This is a genomic window from Telluria sp. ZB4P36 (genome assembly GCF_059685865.1).
Window position 1 is genome coordinate 1 of the sequence record NZ_JCASIE010000001.1, and the last position, 25,149, is coordinate 25,149.

A 25,149-nucleotide genomic window follows, 5' to 3' on the forward strand; every position below is an offset into this window, starting at 1 on the left:
GGCCAGGGCCCAATTCCAGACGCGCCGGGCAGTGCCGGCCGCGCGCGCGAAATAGTCGCGTTGGGCTGCGCTCGCGTCAATCCTGATCCGGTGCGCCAGCAACATGGTCGCTCTCCAAAGCCGCGCGCAGCTGGCGCTCGGTGTAGCGGCGCCGGTTGCTGGCGGTGTGCGCTGCCGGAACGAGCCGCCCCTCCCGGTCCCAGCGCTGCAGCGTCTTCACCGTGGCCCCCACCAGCCTCACGGCCTGTCCGATCCCTACCGTGCTTTCCATGGTCACATTAGGACACTTCAGTTCACATTTGGTTCGACCAGAGTCAAGCTCCGGTATCATACGGGTATGAATGAGATTATTTTCCATCCGTTTGTCATTGGTGTCGCCGGCGGCAGCGGCAGCGGCAAGTCAACGGTGACCCAGCAGGTGCTGGCCTCGTTCGGCGCCGAGATGGTGTCGGTCGTGATGCAGGACGATTACTACCGCGACCAGTCCGATCTCAGCCCTGAAGTGCGCCGCAAGCAGAACTACGACCATCCGCAAGCCTTCGACTGGCCGCTGCTGGTACGGCACGTGCAGGCCTTGCTCAATGGCGAAACGATCGCGATGCCGGAGTACGACTTTACGATCGACAACCGCTCCGACAAGACCATTCCGGTCAAGCCAGCTCCGGTCATCGTGATCGAAGGCCTGTTTGCCCTGTACGACGCGGACCTGCGCAACATGATGTCGCTGAAGATCTTTGTCGACACCGCCGCCGACGTCCGCTTCATCCGCCGCATGCAAAGGGATATTGCCGAACGCGGGCGCTCGATGGAAAGCATTGTCGGCCAGTACCTGGAAACCGTCCGCCCGATGCACAAGCAGTTCATCGAGCCGACCAAGCGCCACGCCGACGTCATCCTGCCCCACGGCGCGAATGGCCCGGCAGTCGACGTGATCACCACCAAGGTAGCGAGCGTCATCGGCCAGCTGAAACGCCCCTGACGTTTTTTTAATGCAGCATGTAAGGAATGGTATGGCAAAGAAAGAAGAACTCGACGAAGAAACCCTGGCCTTCATCCAGTGGTGCATCGAAGTCGAAGGTTTCCTGGTAGCAGGCGGCGCGACCGTCAAGCAGGCGCAGGACCACATCGAAGAGCAGGTCGAGTGGTTCATGGACCAGTTCTACGATGGACTGACGCCCGAGGAAGCCGCCAAAGAAGCCCTGGCTTGAACTCCATGCATCGGGTACCTCATCAAAACGTCGCCGGTCGATAGTCCTTGATCCGCCATACGTAGACGAACTCGAGCCAGGAGCGAACCGGCACGCCTTTATCGATTTCAGGATGAAACTTGCATTGTTTCATGGCTTCATATGCGGCATGGTCGAGCTTGGGAAACCCGGAAGACTTGACGATTCTTGATTCGAGCAGGGAGCCGTCTGCTTCAATGTGGAAAGCCATCCTCACCGCCCCCTCTTCACTATTACGCACCGATGAGCGCGGATAGACGGGCCTGCAGTTCGATGCGTCGATCCAGGCTCTGTTACTTTCGGGGATGTGCGTTCCGCCTGGCGCGGGCGCGACGGACTCCTGTGCCAACGCATCAAAGCTCATCAAGCAGAGGAACAATGCAGTTGCCGGGAAAAGTAGGGTACGCATATTGAACGGAACGCGAATGATGTAGTGAGCCGTATTATCCGTCCAATATTGCCTGCTTGCACAATTCCTTCTACCAAGCTGTCCCGGCGCAGCCTGAGCAGCCATCCATCGCTCCCGCGTGCAAAGGCTATAATTGCCTGAATATCCAAAGCGAACAGGCCGCTCATCGCGGTGACAGACGTGAATCCACATCTCGACCAGCTCCACCCCTATCCCTTCGAACAGCTGCGCCAGCTGTTCAGCGGCGTCACTCCGAACGCCACACTTAGCCCGATCAGCCTCGGCATCGGCGAACCGAAACACCCGACCCCCGCCTTCATCGAAAAAGCCCTCATGCATGCGATGGCGGGCCTGGCCGTCTACCCCAGCACCCACGGCGGCGAGCCGCTGCGCGTGGCGATCGCGGGCTGGCTGGAGCGCCGCTACGGCATCCCGGCGGTCGACCCGGCCACCATGGTGCTGCCGGTGAACGGTTCGCGCGAGGCGCTGTTCGCCTTTGCCCAGTGCATCGTCGACGGCAGCAGGAGCGGCGCGCTGGTGATGAGCCCCAACCCCTTCTACCAGATCTACGAAGGCGCGGCCTACCTGAGCGGCGCCACGCCGTACTATGTCAACTCGGAACCCGGCCGCAACTTCGCGCCCGACTTCGGCAGCGTCCCGGATGAGGTCTGGGCGCGCGTGCAGCTGCTCTACGTCTGCTCGCCGGGCAACCCGACCGGGGCCGTGCTCACGCTCGAGGACTGGCGACAGCTGTTCGAGCTGTCCGAGCGCCACGGCTTCGTGATCGCCGCCGACGAATGCTATTCCGAGATCTACTTCGGCGCGACCCCGCCGCTGGGTGCGCTGGAAGCCGCGCACGGGCTGGGCCGCAGCGAAGGTGAACGCCCCTATACCAACCTGGTCGTCTTCTCGAGCCTGTCGAAGCGCTCGAACGTGCCGGGCATGCGCTCGGGCTTCGTCGCGGGCGACCCTCAGCTGCTGAAGAAATTCCTGCTCTACCGCACCTACTGCGGCGGCGCGATGTCGCCGCCGATCCAGGCGGCCTCGATCGCTGCCTGGAACGACGAGCACCACGTGCAGGAGAACCGCGCGCTCTACCGCGAGAAGTTCCAGCTCATCACCCCGCTGCTGAAACAGGTGATGGACGTCGAGCTCCCCGACGCCGGTTTCTACCTGTGGGCCGACGTGCGCCGCACCGGCCTGTCGGACACCGAGTTCGCACGCCGCCTGTACGCCGAATATAATGTGACGGTTTTGCCAGGCAGTTATCTTGCACGCGAAGCGCACGGCCTCAACCCGGGCCGCAACCGTATCCGCATGGCGCTGGTCGCCAGCATCGACGAAGGACTCGAAGCCGCCAACCGCATCGTCGAGTTCTGCAAGGGCCTGTAGTCAGCAATATGCCGCGGCAGCACCACCGAATACACCTAAACTAGAGAATCCTCATGACCCAACAACTCCAGAACATCATCGACACCGCGTGGGAACAGCGCGCGGAAATCAGCCCGTCCAACGCCAGCGCGGAAGTGCGCGACGCGGTCGCCCACGTGATCGCGGGCCTCGACAACGGCAGCCTGCGCGTGGCGCAGAAAGAGTCCGGCAGCTGGGTCGTGAACCAGTGGATCAAGAAGGCCGTCCTGCTGTCCTTCCGCCTCGAGAACAACGTGCCGGTCGCCGGTGGCGGCGGCATGCAGTTTTATGACAAAGTCCCGACCAAGTTCGCCGACTACACCCCGGAAGATTTCGCCAAGGGCGGCTTCCGCGTGGTGCCGCCGGCGGTTGCCCGCCGCGGCAGCTTCATCGGCAAGAACGTGGTTCTGATGCCGTCCTACGTCAACATCGGCGCCTACGTCGATGAAGGCGCGATGGTCGACACCTGGGCCACCGTCGGCTCCTGCGCCCAGATCGGCAAGAACGTCCACCTGTCGGGCGGCGTCGGCATCGGCGGCGTGCTGGAACCGATGCAGGCCAACCCGACCATCATCGAAGACAACTGCTTCATCGGCGCGCGTTCGGAAATCGTCGAAGGCGTGATCGTCGAAGAGAACTCGGTGATCTCGATGGGCGTCTACATCGGCCAGTCGACCAAGATCTACAACCGCGAGACCGGCGAAGTCACCTACGGCCGCGTGCCGTCGGGCTCCGTGGTGGTGTCGGGCAGCCTGCCGTCCGCCGACGGCAAGTACAGCCTGTATTGCGCCGTGATCGTCAAGCGCGTCGATGCGCAGACCCGCTCGAAGACCGGCATCAACGAGCTGCTGCGCGGCGACTGAGCCGGCCCCCGGACGACAAAGGAGACGATGCGATGGCCATGGACCGCCTGTTCCAGCTGATGAAGGAGAAGAACGCTTCCGACATGTTCTTCGCCGTGAATTCGCCGGTGCACATCAAGATCAACGGGAACCTCATCCCGATCAACCAGCATCGTCTCGAACCGGACAACATCATCTCGCTGCTGTCCGAGATCGCCACACCCGAGCAGATGCAGGAGCTCGAGCGCGAGAATGAACTCAACCTGGGCGTCTCGGTCGCCAACCTCGGGCGCTTCCGCCTGTCGGCCTTCCGCCAGCGCGGCTCGATCTCGGCGGTGTTCCGCTTCGTGCCGGCGAATATCCCGCCGCTCGGCGAACTGGGCCTGCCGCCCGTGCTGTCCGAGCTGATCATGGAAAAGCGCGGCCTGCTGCTGATCGTCGGCGCGACCGGCTCCGGCAAGTCGACCACCATCGCCTCGATGCTGGACCACCGCAACGAGCAGCGTAGCGGCCACATCCTGACGCTGGAAGACCCGATCGAATACCTGTTCAAGAACAAGAAGTCGATCGTCAACCAGCGCGAAATCGGCAGCGACGCCACCAGCTTCGGCACCGCCCTGCGCAACTCGATGCGCCAGGCGCCGGACTGCATCCTGATCGGCGAGATCCGCGACAAGGAAACCATGGCGGCGGCGCTGGCCTACGCCCAGTCCGGTCACCTGGTGCTGGCGACCCTGCACGCGAACAACAGCTACAACGCGCTGAACCGCATCATCAGCTTCTACCCGATCGAGAACCGCGCCGCCCTGCTGCAGGACCTGGCATCGAGCGTCAAGGCGATCGTCTCGCAACGCCTGATCAAGTCGGCCGCCGGCGGCCAGCGCCAGGCCGCGGTCGAGGTCATGCTGAACACCCGCTACATCGCCGACCTGATCGAAAAGGGCGAGATCGGCCAGATCAAGGAAGCGATGGACAAGAGCCTGTCGCCGGGCTCGCAATCCTTCGAGACCGCCCTGCTCAAACTGGTCAAGGATGGCCTGGTGAGCCAGGAAGAAGCGCTGGCGAATGCGGATTCGGCCACCAACCTGCTCTGGCTGCTCAACAATGGGCCGGACAGCCAGGTGCAGCCGGAAGATCAGCAGAAGAAACCGGGCGACGAGCCGCCCGGGGCGTCGTTTACGGAATTCACGCTCAACTCCTGAAGCACCCGTCCGCTGCGTCCAGCCGCCCCTGTGTAGAATTCTCGCAGGGGCGTGCCTGTGCTATCCTTGCCGCCTTTCCAAAATACCATCGGCCTGTGCATGCTCGCAGGCGCAAGGACGCACGCCCCATGACCACGATCCTCTACGGCATCCCCAATTGCGACACCGTCAAGAAAGCCCGCACCTGGCTGGCGGACAAGGGCCACGACTTCACGTTCCATGACTTCAAGAAACAAGGCTTGACGCGCGAACTGGTGGCCGGCTGGCTCGAACAGCTCGACTGGGAAACCCTGGTTAACCGCAAGGGCACGACCTGGCGCAACCTCAGCGACGAGCGCAAGGCGCAAGTCAGCGACAAGGCCAGTGCCCTGGCGCTGATGCTGGAAAACCCGTCCGTCATCAAGCGCCCCGTTCTTGCCGGCGTGGGCCAGGTCTCGGTCGGCTTCTCGGCCGACATGTACGACGCCAAGTTCAAGGCCGCTGCATGAAACCCTCGCGTACCCAGCTGCTCACCGAAGAGCTGATCGCCCTCGATTCGGTCACCCCGCACGACAAGGGCTGCCAGGCGCGCCTGAAGGAACTGCTGGCGCCGCTCGGTTTCCACTGCGAGACCATCGAATCGAATGGCGTCACCAACCTGTGGGCGCGCAAGGGGACGACCTCGCCGGTGTTCGTGTTCGCCGGCCACACCGACGTGGTGCCTTCCGGTCCCGAGCAGCACTGGACCTCGAGCCCCTTCGTGCCGACCCGCCGCGACGGTAAGCTGTATGGCCGCGGCGCCTCCGACATGAAGACCTCGATCGCGGCCATGGTGGTCGCCTGTGAGGAATTCATCGCGGCCCACCCGGACCACAAGGGCTCGATCGCCTTCCTGATCACCAGCGACGAGGAAGGCCCGGCGGTGGACGGCACCGTGGTGGTCTGCGAGCGCCTGGAAGAACGCGGCGAGACCCTGGACTACTGCCTGGTGGGCGAACCCACATCGGTGCACGTGCTGGGCGACACCATCAAGAACGGCCGCCGCGGCTCGCTCTCGGGTCACCTGGTGATCCAGGGCGTCCAGGGCCACATCGCCTATCCGCACCTGGCGCGCAACCCGATCCACCAGGCCGCGCCGGCACTGGCCGAACTGGCCGCCGAAGTCTGGGACGAAGGCAACGAGTACTATGCCCCGACCAGCTGGCAGATCTCGAACATCCAGGCCGGTACCGGCGCCACCAATGTGATCCCGGGCAGCCTGAGCCTCGACTTCAACTTCCGCTTCTCCACCGCCAGCACCGCCGACGGCCTGGAAGCGCGCGTGCACGCCATCCTCGACCGCCACTGCCTGGATTACGAGCTGCAGTGGACCTTGTCCGGACAGCCCTTCCTGACGCCCAAGGGCACGCTGTCGGACACCCTGTGCGACGCGATCCGCGAGGAGCTGGGCGTGCAGACCGAACTGTCGACCACCGGCGGCACCTCGGACGGCCGCTTCATCGCCCGCATCTGCCCGCAGGTGATAGAATTCGGGCCTCCGAACGCCAGCATCCACAAGATCGACGAACACATCGAGCTGCGCTACATCGATCCCCTCAAGAACATCTACCGCCGCACGCTGGAACAGCTGCTGGCACAGTAACAAACATACCGGGAGAAGGCCATGACCAACACCACTTTCAGCACGCCGCGCGACCTGCTGCGCTATGCGATCACCCGCTTCAATGGCGCCAAGCTGTTCTTCGGCCACGGCAGCGCCGAGGCCTTCGACGAAGCGGCCTACCTGATCCTGCACACCCTCAAGCTGCCGCTGGACCGCCTCGACCCCTTCCTCGACGCCCGCCTGCTGCCGGATGAAGTAATCCAGGTGATGGAAGTGATCGAGCGCCGCGTCGGCGAGCGCGTGCCGGCCGCCTACATCACCAAGGAAGCCTGGCTGGGCGACTACCACTTCTACGTGGACGAGCGGGTGCTGGTGCCGCGTTCCTTCATCGCCGAACTGATCCCGCAGACCTTCAGCCCCTGGGTGCAGGACGCGGACGCCGTCGAGAACGTGCTGGAACTGTGCACGGGCAGCGGCTGCCTGGCGATCATGATGGCCGACGCCTTCCCGAACGCCGTGGTCGATGCCGTGGACATCTCGAAGGATGCGCTGGCCGTGGCCGAGCACAACATCCGCGAGTACAAGATGGAAGGCCGGGTCAACCCGATCGAATCGGACCTGTACACCAATGTGCCGTTCAAGAAGTACGATCTGATCGTCACCAACCCGCCCTACGTCAACAGCAGCTCGATGGGCAAGCTGCCGCCGGAATACCTGCGCGAACCGCAGATCGCCCTGGCGGGCGGCGAGGACGGCATGGACCTGGTGCGCAAGATCGTCGCCGGCGCCGCCGAACGCCTGACGCCGGAAGGCATCCTGGTGGTCGAGATCGGCAACGAGCGCGATTATGCGGAAGCCGCCTTCGGGCATCTCGGCCTGACCTGGCTGACCACCAGCGCCGGCGACGATGCCGTGTTCCTGCTTACGGCCGAACAGCTGCAAGCCCAGTAAATCTGTTTATTTGGTTTTTCGATGATCCGTTTCCAGAACGTCAGCCTGATGCGCGGCACCAAGCCGCTGCTCGAGGACGCCGACCTCACCCTCAACCCGGGCGACAAGATCGGCCTGATCGGCGCCAACGGCGCCGGCAAATCGAGCCTGTTCGCCATGCTGAGGAACGAACTGCACCCCGACCAGGGCGCGATCGACTTCCCCGCCAAGTGGCGCATGGCCTACGTGGCACAGGAGACCCCGGCCCTCGACCGCCCGGCGCTGGAGTACGCGATCGACGGCGACGTCAACCTGCGCCGCCTGCAGGCCGAGCTGGACGAACTGGAAGCGCATCCGGATGCGGACGACCACGGCATGCGCCTGGGCGAGCTCCACAGCCTGCTGCTCGATGCCGACGCCTACACGGTGCAGTCGCGCGGCGAGCAGCTGCTGATCGGCCTGGGCTTCTCGCTGGAGCAGATGCAGCAGCCGGTGGCGAGCTTCTCGGGCGGCTGGCGCATGCGCCTGAACCTGGCGCAGGCCCTGATGTGCCCTTCCGATTTATTACTGCTGGACGAGCCCACCAACCACCTGGACCTGGACGCGATCATCTGGCTGGAAGACTGGCTCAAGCGCTATCCGGGCACCCTGATCATCATCTCGCACGACCGCGACTTCCTCGACGAAATCGTCAACGTGGTCGTGCACATCGACGAGCGCAAGCTGAAGCGCTACTCGGGCAACTACAGCGCCTTCGAGCGCCAGCGCGCCGCCCACCTGGTGCTGGCCGCCGCCGCGTTTGAAAAGCAGCAGCGCACCCGCGCCCACCTGCAATCCTTCGTCGACCGCTTCAAGGCCAAGGCCACCAAGGCGCGCCAGGCCCAGAGCCGCATGAAGGCCCTGGCCAAGATGGAAGAACTGGCGCCGCTGCGCGCCGCCGCCGAATTCTCCTTCGAGTTCCGCGACCCGCTGTCGGCGCCGAACCCGCTGCTGGTGCTGGAAGACGTCGACGCCGGCTATCCGCTGCTGGACGAGCATGGCGACAAGGTCGGCGGCAAGGCGATCGTCAAGCGCGTCAACTTCTCGCTGCAGATCGGCCAGCGCATCGGCCTGCTGGGCGTGAACGGCGCCGGTAAATCCACCCTGATCAAGACCGTCGCCGGCGAACTGATGCCGCTGGAAGGCAAGGCCACGCTCGGCAAGGGCCTGTCGATCGGCTACTTCGCCCAGCACCAGGTCGAGATGCTGCGCCACGACGAGTCGCCGCTCTGGCACCTGGCGAAGATCGCGCCGACCGTGCGCGAACAGGAGTTGCGCAACTTCCTCGGCAGCTTCAACTTCCCGGGCGAGATGGTGAGCAGCCCGATCGCGCCCTTCTCCGGCGGCGAGAAGGCGCGCCTGGCGCTGGCCCTGATCGTCTGGCAGCGTCCCAATCTGCTGCTGCTGGATGAACCGACCAACCACCTCGACCTCGAGACCCGCGAGGCCCTGACCATGGCGCTGGCGCAGTTCGAGGGCACCGTGGTCCTGGTCTCGCACGACCGCCACCTGCTGCGTGCGACCACCGACGAGTTCATCATCGTCGCCGACGGCAAGCTGCAGCCCTTCGACGGCGACCTGGACGACTATAAGGAATGGCTGTTCCAGACCAAGCTGGGCAAGGGCACGGGTACCCTGCCGGCGCCGAAGGCGGCGGGCGACGCGACAGCGGCCGCGCCGGTACAGGCCGTGGCGCCGGCCGACCGCAAGGAACAGAAGAAGCAGGAAGCGGAAACGCGCCAGCGCCTCGCTGCCCTGCGCAAGCCGATCGAGAACCGCGTCAAGCGCCTCGAGGAGCAGATGGCCAAGCTGAACGCGAAAAAGGCCGATATCGACGCCCAGTTGCTGGAGCCAGGCATCTACGAAGCCGAGAACAAGGAAAAGCTCAAGACCCTGGTGGCCGACCAGGCCTTCGCCGTGCGCGACCTGGAGCAGCTGGAATCCGAATGGCTCGAGCTGCAGGAGCAGCTCGAGGGCCTGGCGGCCTAAATCACGTCAAGCCACCTGGCGCGGCTCCGCGGGCGCCACCGACATCAGGCGCCCGATGTCGATCAGGATCAGGCGCCGGCCCCGGGCCAGGCCGAGCCCGATCAGGTAGTCGGCGTCGAACTGCGCATCCGGCAGCGGCACCACCTGCTCCGGGCGCAGGCGCACCACGCCGGTCACGCGCTCCACCACCACCCCGACCACGCCGGCCTGCACGCGCACGATCACCACGTCGGTATCCGGCTCCGGCAGCGAAAAGCCGGGGGCGAAGGCGGCCCGCAAATCGACCACCGGCATGATCACGCCGCGCGACAGCGCCACGCCGCCGATGATCTCGCCGTCGCTGGAAAAGCGTTCGAGCGACCGGAATACCTTCAACTCCTGCACGGCCGCATAGTCGAGCCCATAGTCGAGTCCGCCCAGGGTGAAACCGAGGTACTGCTGGGGTGCAGAAAGAGCGGGAATGTGGTTCGACATGGTGGTTCCTTTCATCGGCACCACCTATCCTAAGGGCGAGCTCCTTCTAAAATGTTGACTGTAGTCAACTACTCACCTCTCGAGCATTGCCACCAGCGGCGCATCGTTGGGATTGACCAGGACCTGCGCCAACAGCGCGCGCGGCACCAGCGATACCGCCTGGCTTTCCCAGCCCATGTCGGACGGGCAGCCGCCCAGGCGCCGGCCCAGGTAGTAGCGGGTCCGGCTGCGGCTGCGGGTCAGGTCGGCCAGGAAGCCGGTCAGCGCCACCCGCAGGCCGCTCTCTTCGTGGGCCTCGCGGATCGCGGTGGCGCGCAGGGACATGCCCGGGTCGAGCGTCCCTTTCGGGAAGGTCGCGGCGTAGCCGCCGAAGGCGTTCGACGGGTGCACCACCCACACCCGCCCGTCCTCTTCGAGGATGACGACGCCCGCCGCCACCCGCTTGCCGGGCGCGGGCACGAAGTCGGGTTCCTCGAAGCCTTCCCGGCCCGCCAGCGCGGCCCAGCCGGCGTCGTCCTGCGGCGCCTCGCTCCATACCCCGAAAGCGATGCCGTTCAGGGCGGCGGGCAGCTCGCCCTGCGGGATCACGGTGGCCACCTGTCCCGGGTCGCGCCAGTGCGCCACGGGCGTGGCCGGAGTCGGGGAATCGAGCACCACGGGGGCGCCGCTGTCGTTCTTCTTCGGATGGATGAGGCTCATGCAGCCATTCTACGCCGGGCGCCGCGTCAGGCCAGCAGGTCGAGCAGCCGCTGGATGTCGACCGGCTTGACCAGGTGGTGGTCGAAGCCGGCCGCGAGCGCGGCCTCGCGGTCTAGCGGCCGGCCGTAGCCGGTGACCGCGACCAGCAGCGCGCCGCGCATCTGCGGCAGTGCGCGCAGCCGGCGCGCCAGCTCGTTGCCGTCCATGTCGGGCAGGCCGATGTCGAGGATGCAGACGTCCGGCTTTGCCGCACTCGCGTAATCGAAGGCGCCCTGCGACAGGTGTTCGACGTGCACGGCGTGGCCGGCGCCTTCCAGCATCATTCCCAGCAGCTCGGCCGCATCGACGTTGTCGTCGACCACCAGTACCCGCCGTCCGCTCGCCGCCACCGGCTGCTGGTGGCCCGCTTGCTCCGGTGCAGCGGGGACCGGCGCCGCGGCGCGCGGCAGGCAGACCGAGAAGCAGCTGCCCTGCCCCGGCCCCTCGCTGTGCACCGACACGCTGCCGCGGTGCAGCTCGACCAGGCTCTTGACCAGCGCCAGGCCGATCCCCAGCCCGCCCTGGGAGCGGTCCGAGGTGCGCTCGGCCTGGGTGAACAGGTCGAACACGCCGCGCTGCACGTCGGCCGTCATGCCGATGCCGTTGTCGGTGACCTTCATGGTCACGCGCCCGTCATCGACTTCCATGCGCACCACGATGTGGCCACCGTCCGGCGTGTACTTGGCCGCGTTGTTGAGGAGGTTGGCCAGCACCTGCACCAGCCGCTTGTGGTCGCCCTCGACGCTCGCGTCCTCCAGCGGCAGCTGCATTTCGAGCCGGTGGCGGCGCGCCTCGACCAGCGGTCGCACCTGTTCCAGGGCGTCGGCGATGGCGGCCTTGACGTCCACCGGCTCGCTGGCCAGCGCTACCAGGCCGCGCGTGACGCGCGACACGTCCAGCAGGTCATTGATCAGGCTCGTCATGTGGCCGACCTGGCGCGCCACGATCGCGCTGGTGTGGCGCACGCCGTCGGCATCGAGGCGCCCCAGCGCCAGCAGTTCGGCGGCGGCGCCGATCGGCGCCAGCGGATTGCGCAGCTCGTGGGCCAGCATGGCCAGGAATTCGTCCTTGCGCTGGGCTTCGAGGCGCAGCTGTTCCTGGGCGTCACGGCGCTTGGTGATGTCGCGGAAGAAGATCGCCAGCTCGCCGTCCATGGCCGGATACACCCGCACTTCCATCCACAGGTGTCCGCCGCCGGGCAGCGGATACGCGTATTCGACGGTGCCGGCCGCGCGCGTGGCCATGACCTCGCGGCAGATGCGTTCGACCTCGCTGCCGACCGAATCGGGGAATACTTCCCAGTGGTCGTGGCCGACCACCTCGCTCTGCGGGCGCCCCACCAGCTGGACGCCGGCGCCGTTCATGCTGGTGATGATCCAGTCCGTATCGACCAGCGCGAAGCCTTCGGTCATGGTGTCGAAGATGTACTGGGAGCGGTCGCGTTCGACCCGCAGCGCGGCCTGGGCGCCGGCGTTCTCGACGGCCGCCCAGGTACGCTCGGCCATCTCGCGCGCCATCCACACCTCTTCCTCGGTCCAGGTGCGCGCACCGTCGCTGTGCATGCTCAGGACGATGCGCAGTTCCCCGGCCTTGATCAGCGGCAGGGTGACCAGGGCGCGCAGCCCGATCGCCTCATAGGCCGGATACACGCTGCGCGTGCGCGGATCCTGGGCGGCGTCGGCGATCACCACGTCGTTCCCGTGGCGCAGGTCCTCGGCCAGGCTGGGACCGAAGGCCTCGAGCGTGGTGACGGTTCCCGCGATGCTGGCCACGTTCGCGCGGCACCAGTCGCGCCGCACCGTGGCCGCGCCGGACGGCTCGCGCACTTCGGCGAACAGCACGCGTGCCAGGCCGAGCGTCTCGCCCAGCAGCGCACTGGCCGCGCCGATGATGTCCTCGACCGCGACCAGCGGCGCCAGGCGGTCGGCCAGCGCGAGCTGGAAGGCCTGCTGGCGCTCGACCTGCTTCATCCGCGCCACCTGCATCTCGACCGTGCGGCGCGCCAGGTGCTGTCCGGTGACGTCGGTGCCTTCGACGAAGATGCCGGCGATGACGCCGTCCTCGACGATCGGCTGGTAGATCACGTTGATGTAGCGCCGCTCCAGAGAGGCGCCGGCGGCGCGCCGGATCTGGATCGGGATATCGTAGGCCAGGTATTCCCTGCCCGAGGCGAGCACCGCGTCGAGCACCTCGAACAGGCGCTGGTCCGCCAGTTCGGCCAGCACCGCACGCACCGGCCGGCCGGTGTAGCTGCGCGGCCCGAGCAGCTCGACCATGGCCTCGTTGACGAACTCGAATACGTGGTCGGGCCCGCGCAGCACGGCCATGAAGCTGGGCGCCTTCAGGAACAGGGTCTTGAGGCGCGCGACGTCGGCCTGCAGGTGCAGGTTGGCTTCCTGGACGTCGCGGGCGCGGTCGATCAGGCCGGTCTGCTCGGCCAGCAGCGGCGTGTCCCTCTCCAGCGCCATGCCGGCGGCTTCGCGCATGCGGGCCAGGCCGGTGACGTCGATCGGATGCTGCAGCACCAGCGCCACCTCGCCCGCCTCGTCCAGCACCGGCAGGTGGGTGATGGTCCAGTAGCGGGGCGCCACGCCGCCCCCGTCCGCATCGGGGCGCCGTATGTCGTAGCGCAGCAGCGCCATGGTGTCCGGCCGGCCGCTGCGCAGCACGCGCTTGAACGAGGCCAGCATATGACGCATGGTGTCCGGATCGGACGGAAACGCCTCGCCGGCCTGGCGTCCCGCGATCTCGTCCAGCGAGCGCCCGGTCGAGGCCAGGTAGGCGCGGTTGGCGGTGACGATGTTGAGCTGGCGGTCGAGGACCAGGTAGGGATTCGGCGACGCGTCGAACAGGGCGCGGTAGGCGTGGTCGTGAAGCGCCATGATCCAGGATGGTTAGATGATGACAAGCTATTTTACCCGTATCTATTTTGACAAGATTTCGTTACGAGCAGGCATCGTTTTCGGTGCGCGGCATTGATTCGGCAACCCTTCTGTGACAAGATCGGCTGACCTGCAAGGGACGAACAACACCGCCAACAACATGAACAAGACGCCCGGCTCCGCCCCCATCACGCTTGCGCTCGACAACGTCCTGCTCGACACCCGGCCGCGCCAGCTCGGCGGCTGGCGCCGCGGCGGGGTGGAGTTCCTCTGGTTCGGCTTCAAGAATGCGCGCGCCTGCCTGTTCGTGGGCCTGTTCTTCGCCGCCATGATGCTGACGCCGCGCACCGGTGTGTTCGGCATCCCGCGCTACGACGTGCTGCTGCTGGTGGCGCTGGCGATCCAGCTGTGGATGGTGCGCTCCGGGCTGGAGACGATGGATGAGCTGAAGGCGATCTGCCTGTTCCACGCGATCGGCTTCGCGCTGGAAGCCTTCAAGGTCTCCGGCGCCATCCAGTCCTGGGCCTATCCGGACTTCGCGTACACCAAGGTACTGGACGTGCCCTTGTTCTCGGGCTTCATGTACGCGGCGATCGGCAGCTACATCGTGCAGGCCTGGCGCCTGTTCGACCTGCGCATCCGCCACCATCCGCCGCACTGGATGGCCTGGACCATCGCCATCCTGATCTACCTGAATTTCTTCACCCACCACTACATCGGCGACTACCGCTGGTACCTGGCGGCCTGCGCGCTCGGCCTGTACTCGCGCACCACGGTGGTGTTCCGGCCGCTCGACCGCGACCGCAAGATGCCGCTGCTGCTGGCCTTCGTGCTGATCGGCTTCTTCATCTGGCTGGCCGAGAACATCGGCACCTTCTGGGGCGTGTGGCGCTACCCCAACCAGCTGGGTGCCTGGTCGGTGGTCCACGTGAGCAAGTGGAGCTCGTGGTCGCTGCTGGTCATCATGACCTTCACCATCGTGGCCAACCTCAAGCACATCAAGGAAAAGATCCACGTCGCGCGGGCCTGAGGGGGCTGCTATGATGGAAGCATGCGGCACACCCGTGCCGGCGCTGTCGTAGGATTTGTAGGTAACTTCATGAAGCCGCTGTTCAAGCTCATCCTCTGCCTGGCTATCCTGCAGCTTGCCGCCGGCATGCCGGCCACCGCAGCCCAGGCCGATCGCCCCGCGGGCCCCGAGACCGAGGTCCAGGCCCTGCTCGCCACCCTCGAGCGGCAGCGCGCCAACGCCATCCGCCGGGGCGACGTCGCCACCCTGCGCCACCTGATGGACCGCCAGTATCACCATGTCGAGAGCCGCGGCCGGGTACGCAGCAAGACCGAGCTGCTGACGGCGATCGAACGCGAGAACCTGCGCTTCCGTGTCTACGAGGTCGAATCGCTGCAAGTGCAGGTGCTCGACGGCGGCAGCGCGGCCCTGGTCACCGGGATCTTCCGCTCCCTGCAGGACGGCGCCGCGGCCAAGCCCTTCCGCGCGCGCTTCGTCCGGGTCTGGGTGAACCAGCCGGACGGCTGGAAGAACACCTTCCACCAGACTACCGAGATCAGGCCGGCGCAGGACGACTGTCCCTGCAACTGAGCGGAACCGGGTTCAGGGGGCGGGAACGTCCGGCGTGCTCCAGTCGAAGCTGCCGCTGCTGCCGGCGAACAGCAGTTCGGCGCCGCTGGCGTCGCGCAGGCGCGCCTTGATTTCGCGCGGCGCCAGCCGGTAATTGCTGCCGCGTTCCGCCTCGGCGCCGTCCGGCTCCACGTCCAGCGCACGCACCGATATGTCGCCGCTCACCTGCCCGATGGCGACGCTGACCGCGCCGCTGTGTTCCGCGCGCTGCGCCTCCAGCCGCGCCAGCAGCGCCATGCCGGACTGCTGTTCGGCCTCGCTGTCCTTGATTTCCTGCGACAGCGCGGCCATCTGCTTGAGTGCCGGCGCGACGCCGGCTGCCAGTTTTTTAAAGGCCGGCTGCTGCTCGGACGTGAGCACCAGTTCGCCCTTGCGCACGCGTCCGGCCAGCTTGACGTAACTGGCCACCTCAGGCTGGGCGGTCACAGCTCCCATTGCGGCGCGGCGCTGTGCGGCCAGCTGCCCGAACTGGTCGACGCGCTCGCGGATCATGCCGATCGCCGCCTCGATGCGCCTGCAATCGGGGCGCATCACGAACACCCGCATTTCGCTGTGCCCGCGCGGGGCGGCACACTCGATCGCGATCCGCTTGGCGGCGATGGCGCAGCCTTCGGCCTTGCCGATGACCACTTCGTCGGCGACGATCTCGCAATTCAGCGCTTCGGCCACGCTCACCTTGCTGCCGGAGACGGTGCAGTTCTCTGCGCGCTGCAGGCTCACTTCGCCGTTCGCGCTCTGGATGGTGGCGCCGGAGGCCAGTCCCAGCACGTGGATCGGGCCGTCCGCATTGCGCGCGCTGCCGCCGATCAGGTTGCGGTTCAGGCAGACCACGCCGCCGCGCGAGACCACGTTGCCGAACACGTCGGCGTGCACCGTGATGCTCTCGCCTTCGACCACGCGGTTTTCCTGCACCTCGCCGAATTCCTCGTAGTCGCCTTCCAGATGCAGGTTGCCGGTGGTCTTCGCGCTGACGCCGTCGTGGCTGACGATCTTGTCGCCCACCGACAGCCGGTTGCCTTCCACGTTCAGGAAGCCCTCCTGCAGCGCCACCACGAATTCACCCTCGGCGATCCGGTCCACGGTCGTGCCCGGGCCGCTCCAGTCGGCCAGTTCTAGATCGGACGGCAACTCGGGGGCCAGCGCGATGCCGGACAGCTCGAATCCCGGCTCGCCCTGGACGCGCGGCAGCTTGCGCAGCAGGCGGATGCCGCGCTGGACCTGGGGGAAGCGGTTCTGGAAGCTCATCAGGTCGAGCTTGCCGTTGGCGAGCTGGCGCGGGGCGTCGCTGCGATGCAGTTCGTTCGAGACCTCGACCACGCGCGCGTCCTCCCCCGGGCGGGGTGCCAGCCGGCGCGCCACCACGAGGCGGCCCGCCGCGCCGGCGCCGATGGCGGCCTGCACGGCCTCGACCTCGATGCCGAAGCGGATGCCCTTCATCCACATGTCGGCGATGAACTCGTCGATGTCGAGCCGGGTCGGCTGTTCGGCGCCCTCCTCATCCAGCAGGAACACGGGTTCGAAATAATATTCAGCCTGGCCGTCGGCGATCTTCACAGCGCGGTACAGGGTGCGGCGGGCGGGATCGAAAGGCAGGATGTCGTCGGCCAGGCGCACCACGATCTCGCCGCGCGCATTGCACGGCAGCTCGGGGCCATGGCCGAACAGCGCCTTGATCAGGACCGGATAGTTCAGGCCGGAGAAGTACTGGTTGCGGAGCAGGATGGCGTCGACCGCTGCCAGCAGCACCGGGCCAAGCGCGGCCACGTCACAATAGACGCCATCCGGCTGCCGGGCGATGCAGGCCTCGGCGCCAGGTACTGCTTGGTTGGACACGGATCACTCCCAGTCTGGTCAGGGTTCCCTACGATAGCATGTTGCGATACATAAATAAACATATGGCAACTGCATTTCCCAAAGGAAACCCCTCGAATGGGGGCATTTGAATGACGAACGGCGCCCTCGGGCGCCGTTCGTCGGACCAGCCGCTGCGTTCAGCGGCGGCGTGCGTTCGGGTACAAGTCGCGGTTGGCTTCGTTGATCTGGCGGCGCAGGTCGCTGCGCTCGTCCGGCGTCATGCGGCCGCCGCGACGGCCCTCTTCGCGCATCTGCTGCTCGCGCATCTGCTGCTCGCGCATGGCCTGCTCCTGCATGCGGCGGGCCTCCTCGCGCATCTCCTGGGCACGCTGATCGTAGCGCGGGTCTTGCGCGCGGGTGTCATAACGCTGCTGCATCTCTTCGCGGCGCGGGCCGCGGTCCTGGCCGGACGCCATGGCGCCGGCGGCAGTGCAGGCCAGCATGCAAGCGGCAACACCATGCCTGACGAAACGCGCCAACCGGTCGCCGCTTGCCGCTGCAATTCTTGCCTGGTTTTTGGTGAGCACGTTGTTCATAGTGTTCCTCTTCCGCGATGCCATATAAACAGATAAGCTGTGTTTTCTACTTGCAGCCAGTGTATGTGCATAGCGTTCGAGGTGTAAGACCGATTGGGTAAAGTTTGTAACTTAATGTAATGGCTGAGCCATGAGAACGAGATGTTCAAGCGATAACACGTTACCATAGCGACATGCTTCTGACAATTCTGGATTCCATATGAACGCATCGACGAACAATACGGGCAGCAGCCCGACAGGCGCCCCCGGCAACCAGGGCGGACACGCCGCCAGGATCATGGTGGTGGACGACGACGTCCGCCTGCGCGACCTGCTGCGCCGCTACCTCACCGAGCAGGGCTTCCAGGTGGTGACCGCGGAGAGCGCGCCGGCCATGAACAAGCTGTGGCTGCGCGAGCGCTACGACCTGCTGGTGCTGGACCTGATGCTCCCGGGAGAAGACGGCCTGTCGATCTGCCGCCGCCTGCGCGGTGCCGGCGACCAGACCCCGATCATCATGCTGACCGCGAAGGGCGAGGACGTGGACCGCATCGTCGGCCTCGAGATGGGCGCCGACGACTACCTGCCCAAGCCCTTCAACCCGCGCGAGCTGGTGGCCCGCATCGGCGCGGTCCTGCGCCGCAAGGGCCCGGACGAAATCCCGGGCGCGCCGAGCGAAACCCCGCAGACCTTCGAGTTCGGCGACTTCGTGCTCGACCTGGGCACCCGCACCCTCAAGAAAAACGGCGAGACGGTCCCCCTGACCACCGGCGAATTCTCGGTGCTGAAGGTATTCGCCCGCCATGCGCGCCAGCCGCTGTCGCGCGAGAAGCTGATGGAACTGGCGCGCGGCCGCGAATACGAAGTCTTCGACCGCTCGCTGGACGTGCAGATCTCGCGCCTGCGCAAGCTGATCGAGCCCGATCCTTCCAGCCCGCTCTACATCCAGACCGTCTGGGGCCTGGGGTATGTGTTCATTCCTGAAGGACAGCCGCGCTAGTGTTCGCACCATTTTCGGCGGCGCGCCGCGCCGCGCGTTTCGCCTGGTACCGCAGCGGCCTGTTCTGGCGCACCTTCCTGCTGATGTCCGCCCTCACCGCGGCCTCCATGGGTTCGTGGATCGGCATGATCAGCGTGTTCCAGCGCGGCCCCCAGGTCCAGCAGACCGCCGAACTGGTGGTGTCGGCGGTCACCATCACCAGGGCCGCCCTGATCCACTCGGCGCCTGCGCAGCGGCTCGAACTGCTGCTCGAACTGGTCTCCAATGAAGGCATCCGCGTCCTGACGCTGAACGAGGACGACCTGGTCGAGCCGCCGCCGAACAATCCCTTGATGCCCGAGATCGCGGCCATCGTGCGCGAGCGCCTGGGCAAGCAGACCCGCTTTTCCAGCGGCGTGAACGGGGTGCCGGGCTTCTACATCAGCTTCAACATCGACGAGGACGAATACTGGCTCATGCTCGAGCGCGAGCGCCTGGCCGGCCTGACGCGCGTGCAATGGCTGGGCTGGGCCACGCTGGTGGGCCTGCTGTCCCTGATCGGCGCGGCCTTCATCTCTTCGCTGGTGAACCGCCCGCTGGCGCGCCTGACGGCGGCCGCGCGCGCCATCGCCAAGGGCGAAAAGCCGGCGCCGCTGCCCGAGAAGGGCTCGCAGGAGATCATCGAGGCCAACCGCAGCTTCAACCAGATGGTCGACGACCTGGCCCAGGTCGAGAAGGACCGCGCGGTGATCCTGGCCGGCATCTCGCACGACCTGCGCACCCCGCTGGCGCGCATGCAGCTGGAAGTCGAGATGGCAAACCTGCCCCAGGATGCGCGTGAAGGCATGCAGTCGGACATCAACCAGATGGACGCCATCATCGGCCAGTTCCTCGACTACGCCAAGCCGACCGATGCCGCCACCTTCGTTGCGGTGAACCTGTCCGAGATGCTGAACGAGATCGGCCGCGAAGCGGGCCGCATCCGCGACCTGCGGGTGCAGGTCGACCTGATGCCGGGCGTGCACGTGATGGGCAATGCGACCGACCTGCGGCGCGTGGTCAACAACATCATCGAGAATGCCCGCAAGTACGGCAAGACGCCGGGCCAGGACTTCACCGAGATCGCGATCGTATTGCGCGTGAAAGCGACCGGCCACGGACGGCGCGCCGTGATCGAGATCTGCGACCACGGCGTGGGCGTGCCGGACGACCAGATCAACCAGTTGCTGAAACCGTTCACGCGCCTGGACAGCGCGCGCGGCCAGGCCAACGGCGCCGGCCTGGGACTGGCCATCGTCGAGCGCGTCCTCACCCGCCACAATGCCGACCTCACGGTCAGCAACCGCGAAGGCGGCGGCCTGCTGCTGCAGCTGGCGCTGCCGCTGGCCGGCTAGGCCGGCTGCCGGAACACCGGCGACGCCACCGGCCGTGCCAGCGCTTCCCTGCCTCCGAAGGTCCGGGGCATGTCGTAGCGCAGGCCGGCGGCTTCCCAGCGCCGCAGGAACTCCTCGATCACGTCCGGATGGCTGCCGAGGTGCAGGCGCACGTAGGGCACCGGCGCGGTCTGGTTGAACAGCGAGGCCGACACCAGGGTGCCGGTGGCGAAGAACAGGTCGTCGCGGAAGCGGTCGATGCCGCCGTTCGTGTCCTGGTAGACCCGCGGGATCTCGATCAGCATGTAGGAGGTCGAGGGGCCGATGCACAGCCCCGCATCCGTCCAGCCCATGCGCTCCTTCAGGCGTGCGCGCACCAGTTCCTTCTGGCGGGTGTAGAACAGGCCGGTCTCGATGGTCCAGTCGGCCGCTTCCGGCGTGGCCAGCCAGGCGCACATCAGTTCCGCATTGTGGGTATTGGTGTGGTAGCGGTTGATCCAGGATTCGCGGTTCAGGTGGCGCAGCATCCTGGGCGAGGTCGTGATGGCCGCCACGCCCATCGTATTGCATGAGAACTGCTTGCCGAAGGGCCGGGTGGCAACCCAGCGTTCGAACATGCCGGAGCGGACCAGGGCACTTTCGCCACCCTTGCCGGCCTCGTCGTCGAAGGCCTCGAGCAGGGCCTTCAGGTGGTTCACCACGGGCGCGCGCGGATCGTGCACGCAATAGTAGGCGTCGTCGAGCAGCAGGAAGCCGCGCTGGGCGGCGCACAGCTTGAGCAGGTAGCGCGTGACCTCCACCGGCCATTGCATGCCGGTCGGGTTGTGCTGGGGATTGCTTACCGCCATGGCGATCTGGCGGCTGCCGTCGGCGAGCGTGTCGCGCACGATGGCCTCCCATTCGCGCAGGTCGGGCAGCCAGCCGTTGCGCGGCCCCAGCGGCAGGAACACGACCTCGAAGCCGACGTCCCGGAAGATGCCGCGGTAGTCCCAGGCCGGGGTCGGCACCAGCGCCACCGGGGTCTTGCCGGGCGCATGCTCCATCGCGTGGCGCAGCGCGACCTTGGCCATGTCGTACATCGCCATCCGGGTCGTCATCGCCAGGCAGCCGACGTCGATGTCGAGCCCCGCTGCCGGCCTGCGTTCGCCCAGGTGGTGTTCGCTGACGATCAGGCGGCGCATGAAATTGCGGTGACGCTGGATGCCGTAACCCGATTCGGCATATCCCATGTCGCCGCGCCCGAAGCGGTAGCTGTTGATGAAGTCCAGGAATGCCGGGCTGACCCCGTTCCAGTGCTCGCCCTTGACGGCATACAGCGCCGGTCCGTGCGGCGCTCCGGCCTGCATGTAGTCGTGGTACAGCACCTGCTCCGGCGAGCACTGGCGCATCTCTTCCGAGTCGTTCAGCAGGTGGTCGGCGGCTGCCTGGATGTGACTGCGCAGGTGCGGGGTATAGGTCGGGACCGTAGGGCGTTCGAGTGGCTGGTGTAGCTGGGTCATCGCGTGTCTCTCACTCATGTCTTCACGAAGGAATGCGAGATGAAATTTTGCCCCGGGGCAATCGCAAACCTTCGCGCAGTCTACTGAGTCGGGATGGAGCCGGTCGCACGATTGCGCGCCCATGCAGGCAGCATGAAACCGGCCTTATTTCAGGCTCGCCAGCGCCTGCGCAAGGCCGGGATAGCGGAACACGAAGCCTTCGCGCTCCAGGCGCCGCGGCGCCACGCGCTGGCCTTCGAGCAGCAGGTCGGCCTGCTCGCCCAACAGCAGGCGCAGCGGCCAGCCGGGCGTCGGCATGAAGCTGGGACGGCGCCAGAGGCGCGCGGCGATCCGGTTGAACTCCGCCTGGCTCACGCATTCGGGCGCCGTGAAGTTGCTCGCCCCGGCAGCCGGCGCTGCGCCGCCCCGGGCGGCGAGCGCATGGCGCCAGCGGTGCGCCATGGCGCGCACCACATCGTCGACGTGGATCCAGGATTGCCACTGGCGTCCGCTGCCCAGTTTACCGCCCAGGCCGAGCAGGATCGGCAACAGCAGCATCGGCAGCGCCCCGCCGGCCCCAAGCACCAGTCCGAAGCGCATGCATTCCACCTGCACGCCGTGGCGCACCGCCTCGCCGGCCGCCTCTTCCCATTCGCGGCACAGGTCCGACATGAACACCGGCTGCGGCGGCGCCGCTTCGTCGAGTTCCGCCGCGTCCCCGGGCGCCTGGATGCCGTAGTAGCCGATCGCGGACGCGTTCAGGAGCAGGAAAGGCTTGCGCTCGGCCCGCGCGATCCAGCCGAGCAGCCGGCGCGTCAGGCCGATGCGGCTGCGCCGCAGGGCTTCCCTGCGCGCCGCGCTCCAGCGCGGACCGAGGATGCGGGCGCCCGCCAGGTTGACGACGACGTCCACCGGGACGCTCGCCGCCAGCGCATCCAGCGAGGCGATGCAGCGCACCCTGCCGTCGAAGATTTCGTCCGCTTCTTCCGGCCGACGGGTCAGGGCGATCACCGCGTGACCGTCGCGCAGCAGCGCACGCACCAGGTGCTGGCCGATGAAGCCGGTGGCGCCGGTCACGAGGACCGTGCGGGCCTGCGTGTCGAAGGACAGCGGAGGCGCGCCGGCGTCATCGACCACGATCCGCTTGCGCCGCATGGCGGCCAGCACCTCGGCCAGGCCTGACAAGCGATGTCCGTTCAAAGCGGCATCAGGTGTGGTGCTCATGGTTTCTCCTTGCCGGCCGGGAGGAAGCGCGCCACCTGCCCGCCCATCCTGAGCATGCGCTGCAGCGTTTGCGGCGGCAGGTGCTGGAAGTCCTGGAAGCTGGCGCTGAGCATCTCGAGGAAGTCCAGCACGGTCTGCATGCGCGCCAGCGTGGCCGCGTCGAGCTCCCCGTCGTCGGCCCCGTCGATGGCGCATTCGCGCAGCACGCTGAGGGTCGGGTCGATCTCGCGGCGCTTGCGCTCCTCCAGGATGACGCGAAAGATTTCCCATACGTCCTGCAGGGCCTGGAAATGGTCGCGCCGGTCGCCCAGCACGTGGGTGACGCGCACCAGCTTCCAGCTCTGCAGCTCCTTCAGGCTGTTGCTGACGTTGGAACGGGCCACGCCCAGGGTCTCGACGATGTCGTCGGCGGTGAGGGGCCGCTCGGACAGGTAGAGCAGCGCATGGATCTGGGCCACCGTCCGGTTGACGCCCCAGCGGGTGCCCATCTCTCCCCAGTGGAGGACGAATTTCTGTGCGGTCGGGCTCAGGGCCATGGCATTTCCTTTATTTCTGTCGATACAGAAATTAAAGAACAAAATGAACACAGTGTCAAGCGTATACTGTCGGCTTTCGACTTTCGCGAGCCCGCCATGACCGCTGCCACCGCCCTCTCCTACCGTGACGTCGAACTGGCCGCCGAGCGCCTGGCAGGCGCCGCGCACCGCACGCCGGTCCTCACCTCGACCACGGCCAATGCATTGAGCGGCGGAACGCTGTTCTTCAAATGCGAGAACTACCAGCGCATGGGCGCCTTCAAGTTCCGCGGCGCCTACAATGCCATCGCCAAGTTCGACGATGCCCAGCGCAAGGCCGGTGTCGTCACCTTCTCGTCGGGCAACCATGCACAGGCGATCGCCCTGTCGGCGAAACTGGCCGGCATCAAGTCGGTCATCATCATGCCGAGCGATGCGCCGGCGCTGAAGGTCAAGGCCACCAAGGAATACGGCGGCGAAGTCATCACCTACGACCGCTATACCGAGAACCGCGAGGAAATCGGCCGCCGCCTGTCGGAAGAGCGCGGCATGACCCTGATCCCGCCCTACGACCATCCGGACGTGATCGCCGGCCAGGGCACGGCGGCCAAGGAATTGTTCGAGGAAACCGGTCCGCTCGACATCCTGCTGGTCTGCCTGGGCGGCGGCGGCCTGCTGGCCGGCTGTGCGCTGGCGGCGCGCGCGCTGTCGCCGGATTGCAAGGTGATCGGCGTGGAGCCGGAAGCCGGCAACGACGGCCAGCAGTCGCTGCGCAAGGGCGAGATCGTGCACATCGCGGTACCGAAAACCATCGCCGACGGCGCCATGGTGACCCATATCGGTGAGCACAACTTCGAGGTGATCCGCCGCAGCGTGGACGACATCGTCACCGTCAGCGACGCCCAGCTGGTGCAGACCATGGCCTTCTTTGCCGAGCGCATGAAGATGATCGTCGAGCCGACCGGCTGCCTGGCGGCGGCCGCGGCGCTGCACGGCGTGGTCGACGTCATGGGCAAGCGGGTCGGCATCCTGATCAGCGGGGGCAACGTTGACCTGTCGCGTTTCGCCGAACTGATGCAGACCCTGGACGCGTGATGGAACTTGTCCAGTCGCCCGAGCTGCCTGGGTCCTCGTTCGAGGCCCAGTGCGCATCCGTGTTCGCGCAGCGCAAGAAGATCCTGCGCGCGGCCGGCTGCGGGCTGGATGACGTGGTGCAATGCACCGCGTACCTGGCCGGCGTGGAGCACTGGCCTGCGTTCAATACGGCCTATGCCGAGGTCTTTGGCGAGCACCGGCCGGCACGTGCCGTGGTGCCGGTGCCGGCGCTGCATTATGGTTTCCTGGTGGAAGTCCAGCTGGTGGCGGAAAGGCCGAACGGCTGAGAGATTCTTGCACGCATGCCGCGCACGAGTGAGGCAACGAACAGAGCATTGTAAGACCGACACGGACAATGGAGGCTCAAGAAAAGGAGCGACCATGAAGCGTCATCTCTGTCTCAGCATCCTCGTCGCGGCCATGGCCGCGCCTGCTACCCTTCCTGCCGCGGACATCGTCAAGTGCGTGGACGGCGCCGGCCGCATCACCCTGACCGACCAGCCTTGCGACGGCGGCGCGACCATGGTGCGCATGGCTAATACGCCGGCTGATGAGGGCATCACCCGCGCAGAGCCCTATCCGCTCGTCACCGAGCAAGGCGTGCTGCCGCCGCCGGTGCAGCGCCGCCACAGCGCGCCGCGCGACAAAGTCAAGCCGATGAAGCAGGATGTCGCCACGCTGAAGGCGGCGCGGGCGCAGTTCTTACTGATGGATGCGGGAGCGGGCAAGCAGACCCTGGCGACGCTGCACTGAA

The 25,149-nt window shown here is 66.5% G+C and carries 27 protein-coding genes; 16 read left to right on the plus strand and 11 right to left on the minus strand.

Going from position 1 to position 25,149, the window contains the following annotated elements; genetic code table 11:
* Together AC56LK_RS00005 and AC56LK_RS00010 are read right to left on the minus strand one after the other, a co-directional pair.
* Positions 1-105 (minus strand): helix-turn-helix domain-containing protein (locus AC56LK_RS00005; RefSeq protein WP_497183030.1); only part of this gene is annotated, 105 nt, incomplete at its 3' end.
* Positions 77-358, minus strand: coding sequence for a MerR family DNA-binding transcriptional regulator (locus tag AC56LK_RS00010; protein WP_497182535.1), 282 nt, complete (start codon positions 356-358; stop codon positions 77-79). The genes AC56LK_RS00005 and AC56LK_RS00010, both read right to left, overlap by 29 nt.
* Here AC56LK_RS00010 and udk point away from each other — a divergent pair.
* Entirely contained in the window at positions 338-979 is a 642-nt protein-coding gene (udk, locus tag AC56LK_RS00015) for a uridine kinase (RefSeq protein WP_497182536.1), read from the plus strand. The genes AC56LK_RS00010 and udk overlap by 21 nt on opposite strands.
* A 31-nt stretch (positions 980-1,010) precedes the next feature.
* Positions 1,011-1,208 (plus strand): hypothetical protein, encoded by a 198-nt coding sequence (locus tag AC56LK_RS00020; RefSeq protein WP_436105240.1) that lies wholly within the window; start codon positions 1,011-1,013, stop codon positions 1,206-1,208.
* A gap of 22 nt (positions 1,209-1,230) precedes the next feature.
* Here AC56LK_RS00020 and AC56LK_RS00025 read toward each other — a convergent pair whose 3' ends face one another.
* Complete coding sequence (locus tag AC56LK_RS00025) at positions 1,231-1,740, minus strand: energy transducer TonB (RefSeq protein WP_497182537.1); 510 nt, start codon at positions 1,738-1,740, stop codon at positions 1,231-1,233.
* Between the two features lie 75 nt (positions 1,741-1,815).
* Between AC56LK_RS00025 and dapC the strand changes: the two genes are divergently transcribed.
* From dapC to AC56LK_RS00060, 7 genes are all read left to right on the plus strand, one after another.
* A complete protein-coding gene (gene dapC / locus AC56LK_RS00030; protein ID WP_497182538.1) occupies positions 1,816-3,027 on the plus strand; it encodes a succinyldiaminopimelate transaminase in 1,212 nt (403 codons plus the stop codon).
* A gap of 53 nt (positions 3,028-3,080) precedes the next feature.
* The gene (gene dapD / locus AC56LK_RS00035) at positions 3,081-3,908 is read left to right on the plus strand and encodes a 2,3,4,5-tetrahydropyridine-2,6-dicarboxylate N-succinyltransferase (protein ID WP_497182539.1); all 828 of its coding nucleotides are present in this window, start codon (positions 3,081-3,083) and stop codon (positions 3,906-3,908) included.
* 32 nt (positions 3,909-3,940) lie between these two features.
* Positions 3,941-5,089 (plus strand): PilT/PilU family type 4a pilus ATPase, encoded by a 1,149-nt coding sequence (locus AC56LK_RS00040; RefSeq protein WP_497182540.1) that lies wholly within the window; start codon positions 3,941-3,943, stop codon positions 5,087-5,089.
* Between the two features lie 128 nt (positions 5,090-5,217).
* Complete coding sequence (locus AC56LK_RS00045) at positions 5,218-5,577, plus strand: ArsC family reductase (protein WP_497182541.1); 360 nt, start codon at positions 5,218-5,220, stop codon at positions 5,575-5,577.
* Positions 5,574-6,710 (plus strand): succinyl-diaminopimelate desuccinylase, encoded by a 1,137-nt coding sequence (dapE, locus tag AC56LK_RS00050; protein WP_497182542.1) that lies wholly within the window; start codon positions 5,574-5,576, stop codon positions 6,708-6,710. Before AC56LK_RS00045 ends, dapE begins: the two co-directional genes overlap by 4 nt.
* 21 nt (positions 6,711-6,731) lie before the next feature.
* Positions 6,732-7,622, plus strand: a complete 891-nt coding sequence (gene prmB / locus AC56LK_RS00055; protein ID WP_497182543.1) for a 50S ribosomal protein L3 N(5)-glutamine methyltransferase — start codon at positions 6,732-6,734, stop codon at positions 7,620-7,622.
* Between the two features lie 21 nt (positions 7,623-7,643).
* Positions 7,644-9,629: an ATP-binding cassette domain-containing protein gene (locus AC56LK_RS00060; RefSeq protein ID WP_497182544.1), complete on the plus strand. Its 1,986-nt coding sequence runs from the start codon at positions 7,644-7,646 to the stop codon at positions 9,627-9,629.
* 6 nt (positions 9,630-9,635) lie between these two features.
* Here AC56LK_RS00060 and AC56LK_RS00065 read toward each other — a convergent pair whose 3' ends face one another.
* The 3 genes from AC56LK_RS00065 to AC56LK_RS00075 form a co-directional block, all read right to left on the minus strand.
* A complete protein-coding gene (locus AC56LK_RS00065; protein WP_497182545.1) occupies positions 9,636-10,103 on the minus strand; it encodes a chemotaxis protein CheW in 468 nt (155 codons plus the stop codon).
* A gap of 72 nt (positions 10,104-10,175) precedes the next feature.
* Positions 10,176-10,802 carry an NUDIX hydrolase gene (locus AC56LK_RS00070; RefSeq protein ID WP_497182546.1) on the minus strand — a complete coding sequence of 209 codons (627 nt, stop codon included), beginning with the start codon at positions 10,800-10,802 and terminating at the stop codon, positions 10,176-10,178.
* A 26-nt stretch (positions 10,803-10,828) separates the two neighbouring features.
* Complete coding sequence (locus AC56LK_RS00075) at positions 10,829-13,723, minus strand: hybrid sensor histidine kinase/response regulator (RefSeq protein ID WP_497182547.1); 2,895 nt, start codon at positions 13,721-13,723, stop codon at positions 10,829-10,831.
* Positions 13,724-13,883: 160 nt separating this feature from the next.
* On the opposite strand from AC56LK_RS00075, the gene AC56LK_RS00080 reads away from it, so the two are divergent.
* Together AC56LK_RS00080 and AC56LK_RS00085 are read left to right on the plus strand one after the other, a co-directional pair.
* On the plus strand, positions 13,884-14,753 hold the full coding sequence (locus tag AC56LK_RS00080; protein WP_497182548.1) for a DUF817 domain-containing protein: 870 nt from the start codon (positions 13,884-13,886) through the stop codon (positions 14,751-14,753).
* Positions 14,754-14,822: 69 nt separating this feature from the next.
* Positions 14,823-15,323 (plus strand): nuclear transport factor 2 family protein, encoded by a 501-nt coding sequence (locus AC56LK_RS00085; RefSeq protein WP_497182549.1) that lies wholly within the window; start codon positions 14,823-14,825, stop codon positions 15,321-15,323.
* A gap of 12 nt (positions 15,324-15,335) precedes the next feature.
* Here the strand turns inward: AC56LK_RS00085 and AC56LK_RS00090 are convergent, their stop codons facing one another.
* Together AC56LK_RS00090 and AC56LK_RS00095 are read right to left on the minus strand one after the other, a co-directional pair.
* Positions 15,336-17,195 carry a flagellar assembly protein A gene (locus AC56LK_RS00090; RefSeq protein ID WP_497182550.1) on the minus strand — a complete coding sequence of 620 codons (1,860 nt, stop codon included), beginning with the start codon at positions 17,193-17,195 and terminating at the stop codon, positions 15,336-15,338.
* A 158-nt stretch (positions 17,196-17,353) separates the two neighbouring features.
* Positions 17,354-17,752 carry a hypothetical protein gene (locus tag AC56LK_RS00095; protein WP_497182551.1) on the minus strand — a complete coding sequence of 133 codons (399 nt, stop codon included), beginning with the start codon at positions 17,750-17,752 and terminating at the stop codon, positions 17,354-17,356.
* Between the two features lie 277 nt (positions 17,753-18,029).
* Here AC56LK_RS00095 and ompR point away from each other — a divergent pair, with 277 nt between their 5' ends.
* Positions 18,030-18,731 carry an osmolarity response regulator transcription factor OmpR gene (ompR, locus tag AC56LK_RS00100; protein WP_051306146.1) on the plus strand — a complete coding sequence of 234 codons (702 nt, stop codon included), beginning with the start codon at positions 18,030-18,032 and terminating at the stop codon, positions 18,729-18,731.
* On the plus strand, positions 18,731-20,104 hold the full coding sequence (locus AC56LK_RS00105; RefSeq protein ID WP_497182552.1) for a sensor histidine kinase family protein: 1,374 nt from the start codon (positions 18,731-18,733) through the stop codon (positions 20,102-20,104). The genes ompR and AC56LK_RS00105 overlap by 1 nt, the downstream gene beginning before the upstream one ends.
* Here the strand turns inward: AC56LK_RS00105 and AC56LK_RS00110 are convergent.
* The 3 genes from AC56LK_RS00110 to AC56LK_RS00120 form a co-directional block, all read right to left on the minus strand.
* Positions 20,101-21,582: a pyridoxal phosphate-dependent aminotransferase gene (locus AC56LK_RS00110; protein ID WP_497182553.1), complete on the minus strand. Its 1,482-nt coding sequence runs from the start codon at positions 21,580-21,582 to the stop codon at positions 20,101-20,103. The genes AC56LK_RS00105 and AC56LK_RS00110 overlap by 4 nt on opposite strands.
* Positions 21,583-21,726: 144 nt before the next feature.
* Positions 21,727-22,785: a TIGR01777 family oxidoreductase gene (locus tag AC56LK_RS00115; protein ID WP_497182554.1), complete on the minus strand. Its 1,059-nt coding sequence runs from the start codon at positions 22,783-22,785 to the stop codon at positions 21,727-21,729.
* A complete protein-coding gene (locus tag AC56LK_RS00120) occupies positions 22,782-23,321 on the minus strand; it encodes a GbsR/MarR family transcriptional regulator (protein ID WP_497182555.1) in 540 nt (179 codons plus the stop codon). Before AC56LK_RS00120 ends, AC56LK_RS00115 begins: the two co-directional genes overlap by 4 nt.
* Positions 23,322-23,417: 96 nt before the next feature.
* On the opposite strand from AC56LK_RS00120, the gene AC56LK_RS00125 reads away from it, so the two are divergent.
* From AC56LK_RS00125 to AC56LK_RS00135, 3 genes are all read left to right on the plus strand, one after another.
* Entirely contained in the window at positions 23,418-24,395 is a 978-nt protein-coding gene (locus AC56LK_RS00125; protein ID WP_497182556.1) for a threo-3-hydroxy-L-aspartate ammonia-lyase, read from the plus strand.
* Positions 24,395-24,682: a RidA family protein gene (locus AC56LK_RS00130; protein ID WP_497182557.1), complete on the plus strand. Its 288-nt coding sequence runs from the start codon at positions 24,395-24,397 to the stop codon at positions 24,680-24,682. Before AC56LK_RS00125 ends, AC56LK_RS00130 begins: the two co-directional genes overlap by 1 nt.
* A gap of 94 nt (positions 24,683-24,776) precedes the next feature.
* On the plus strand, positions 24,777-25,148 hold the full coding sequence (locus AC56LK_RS00135; protein WP_497182558.1) for a DUF4124 domain-containing protein: 372 nt from the start codon (positions 24,777-24,779) through the stop codon (positions 25,146-25,148).
* Position 25,149: the final 1 nt, after the last annotated feature.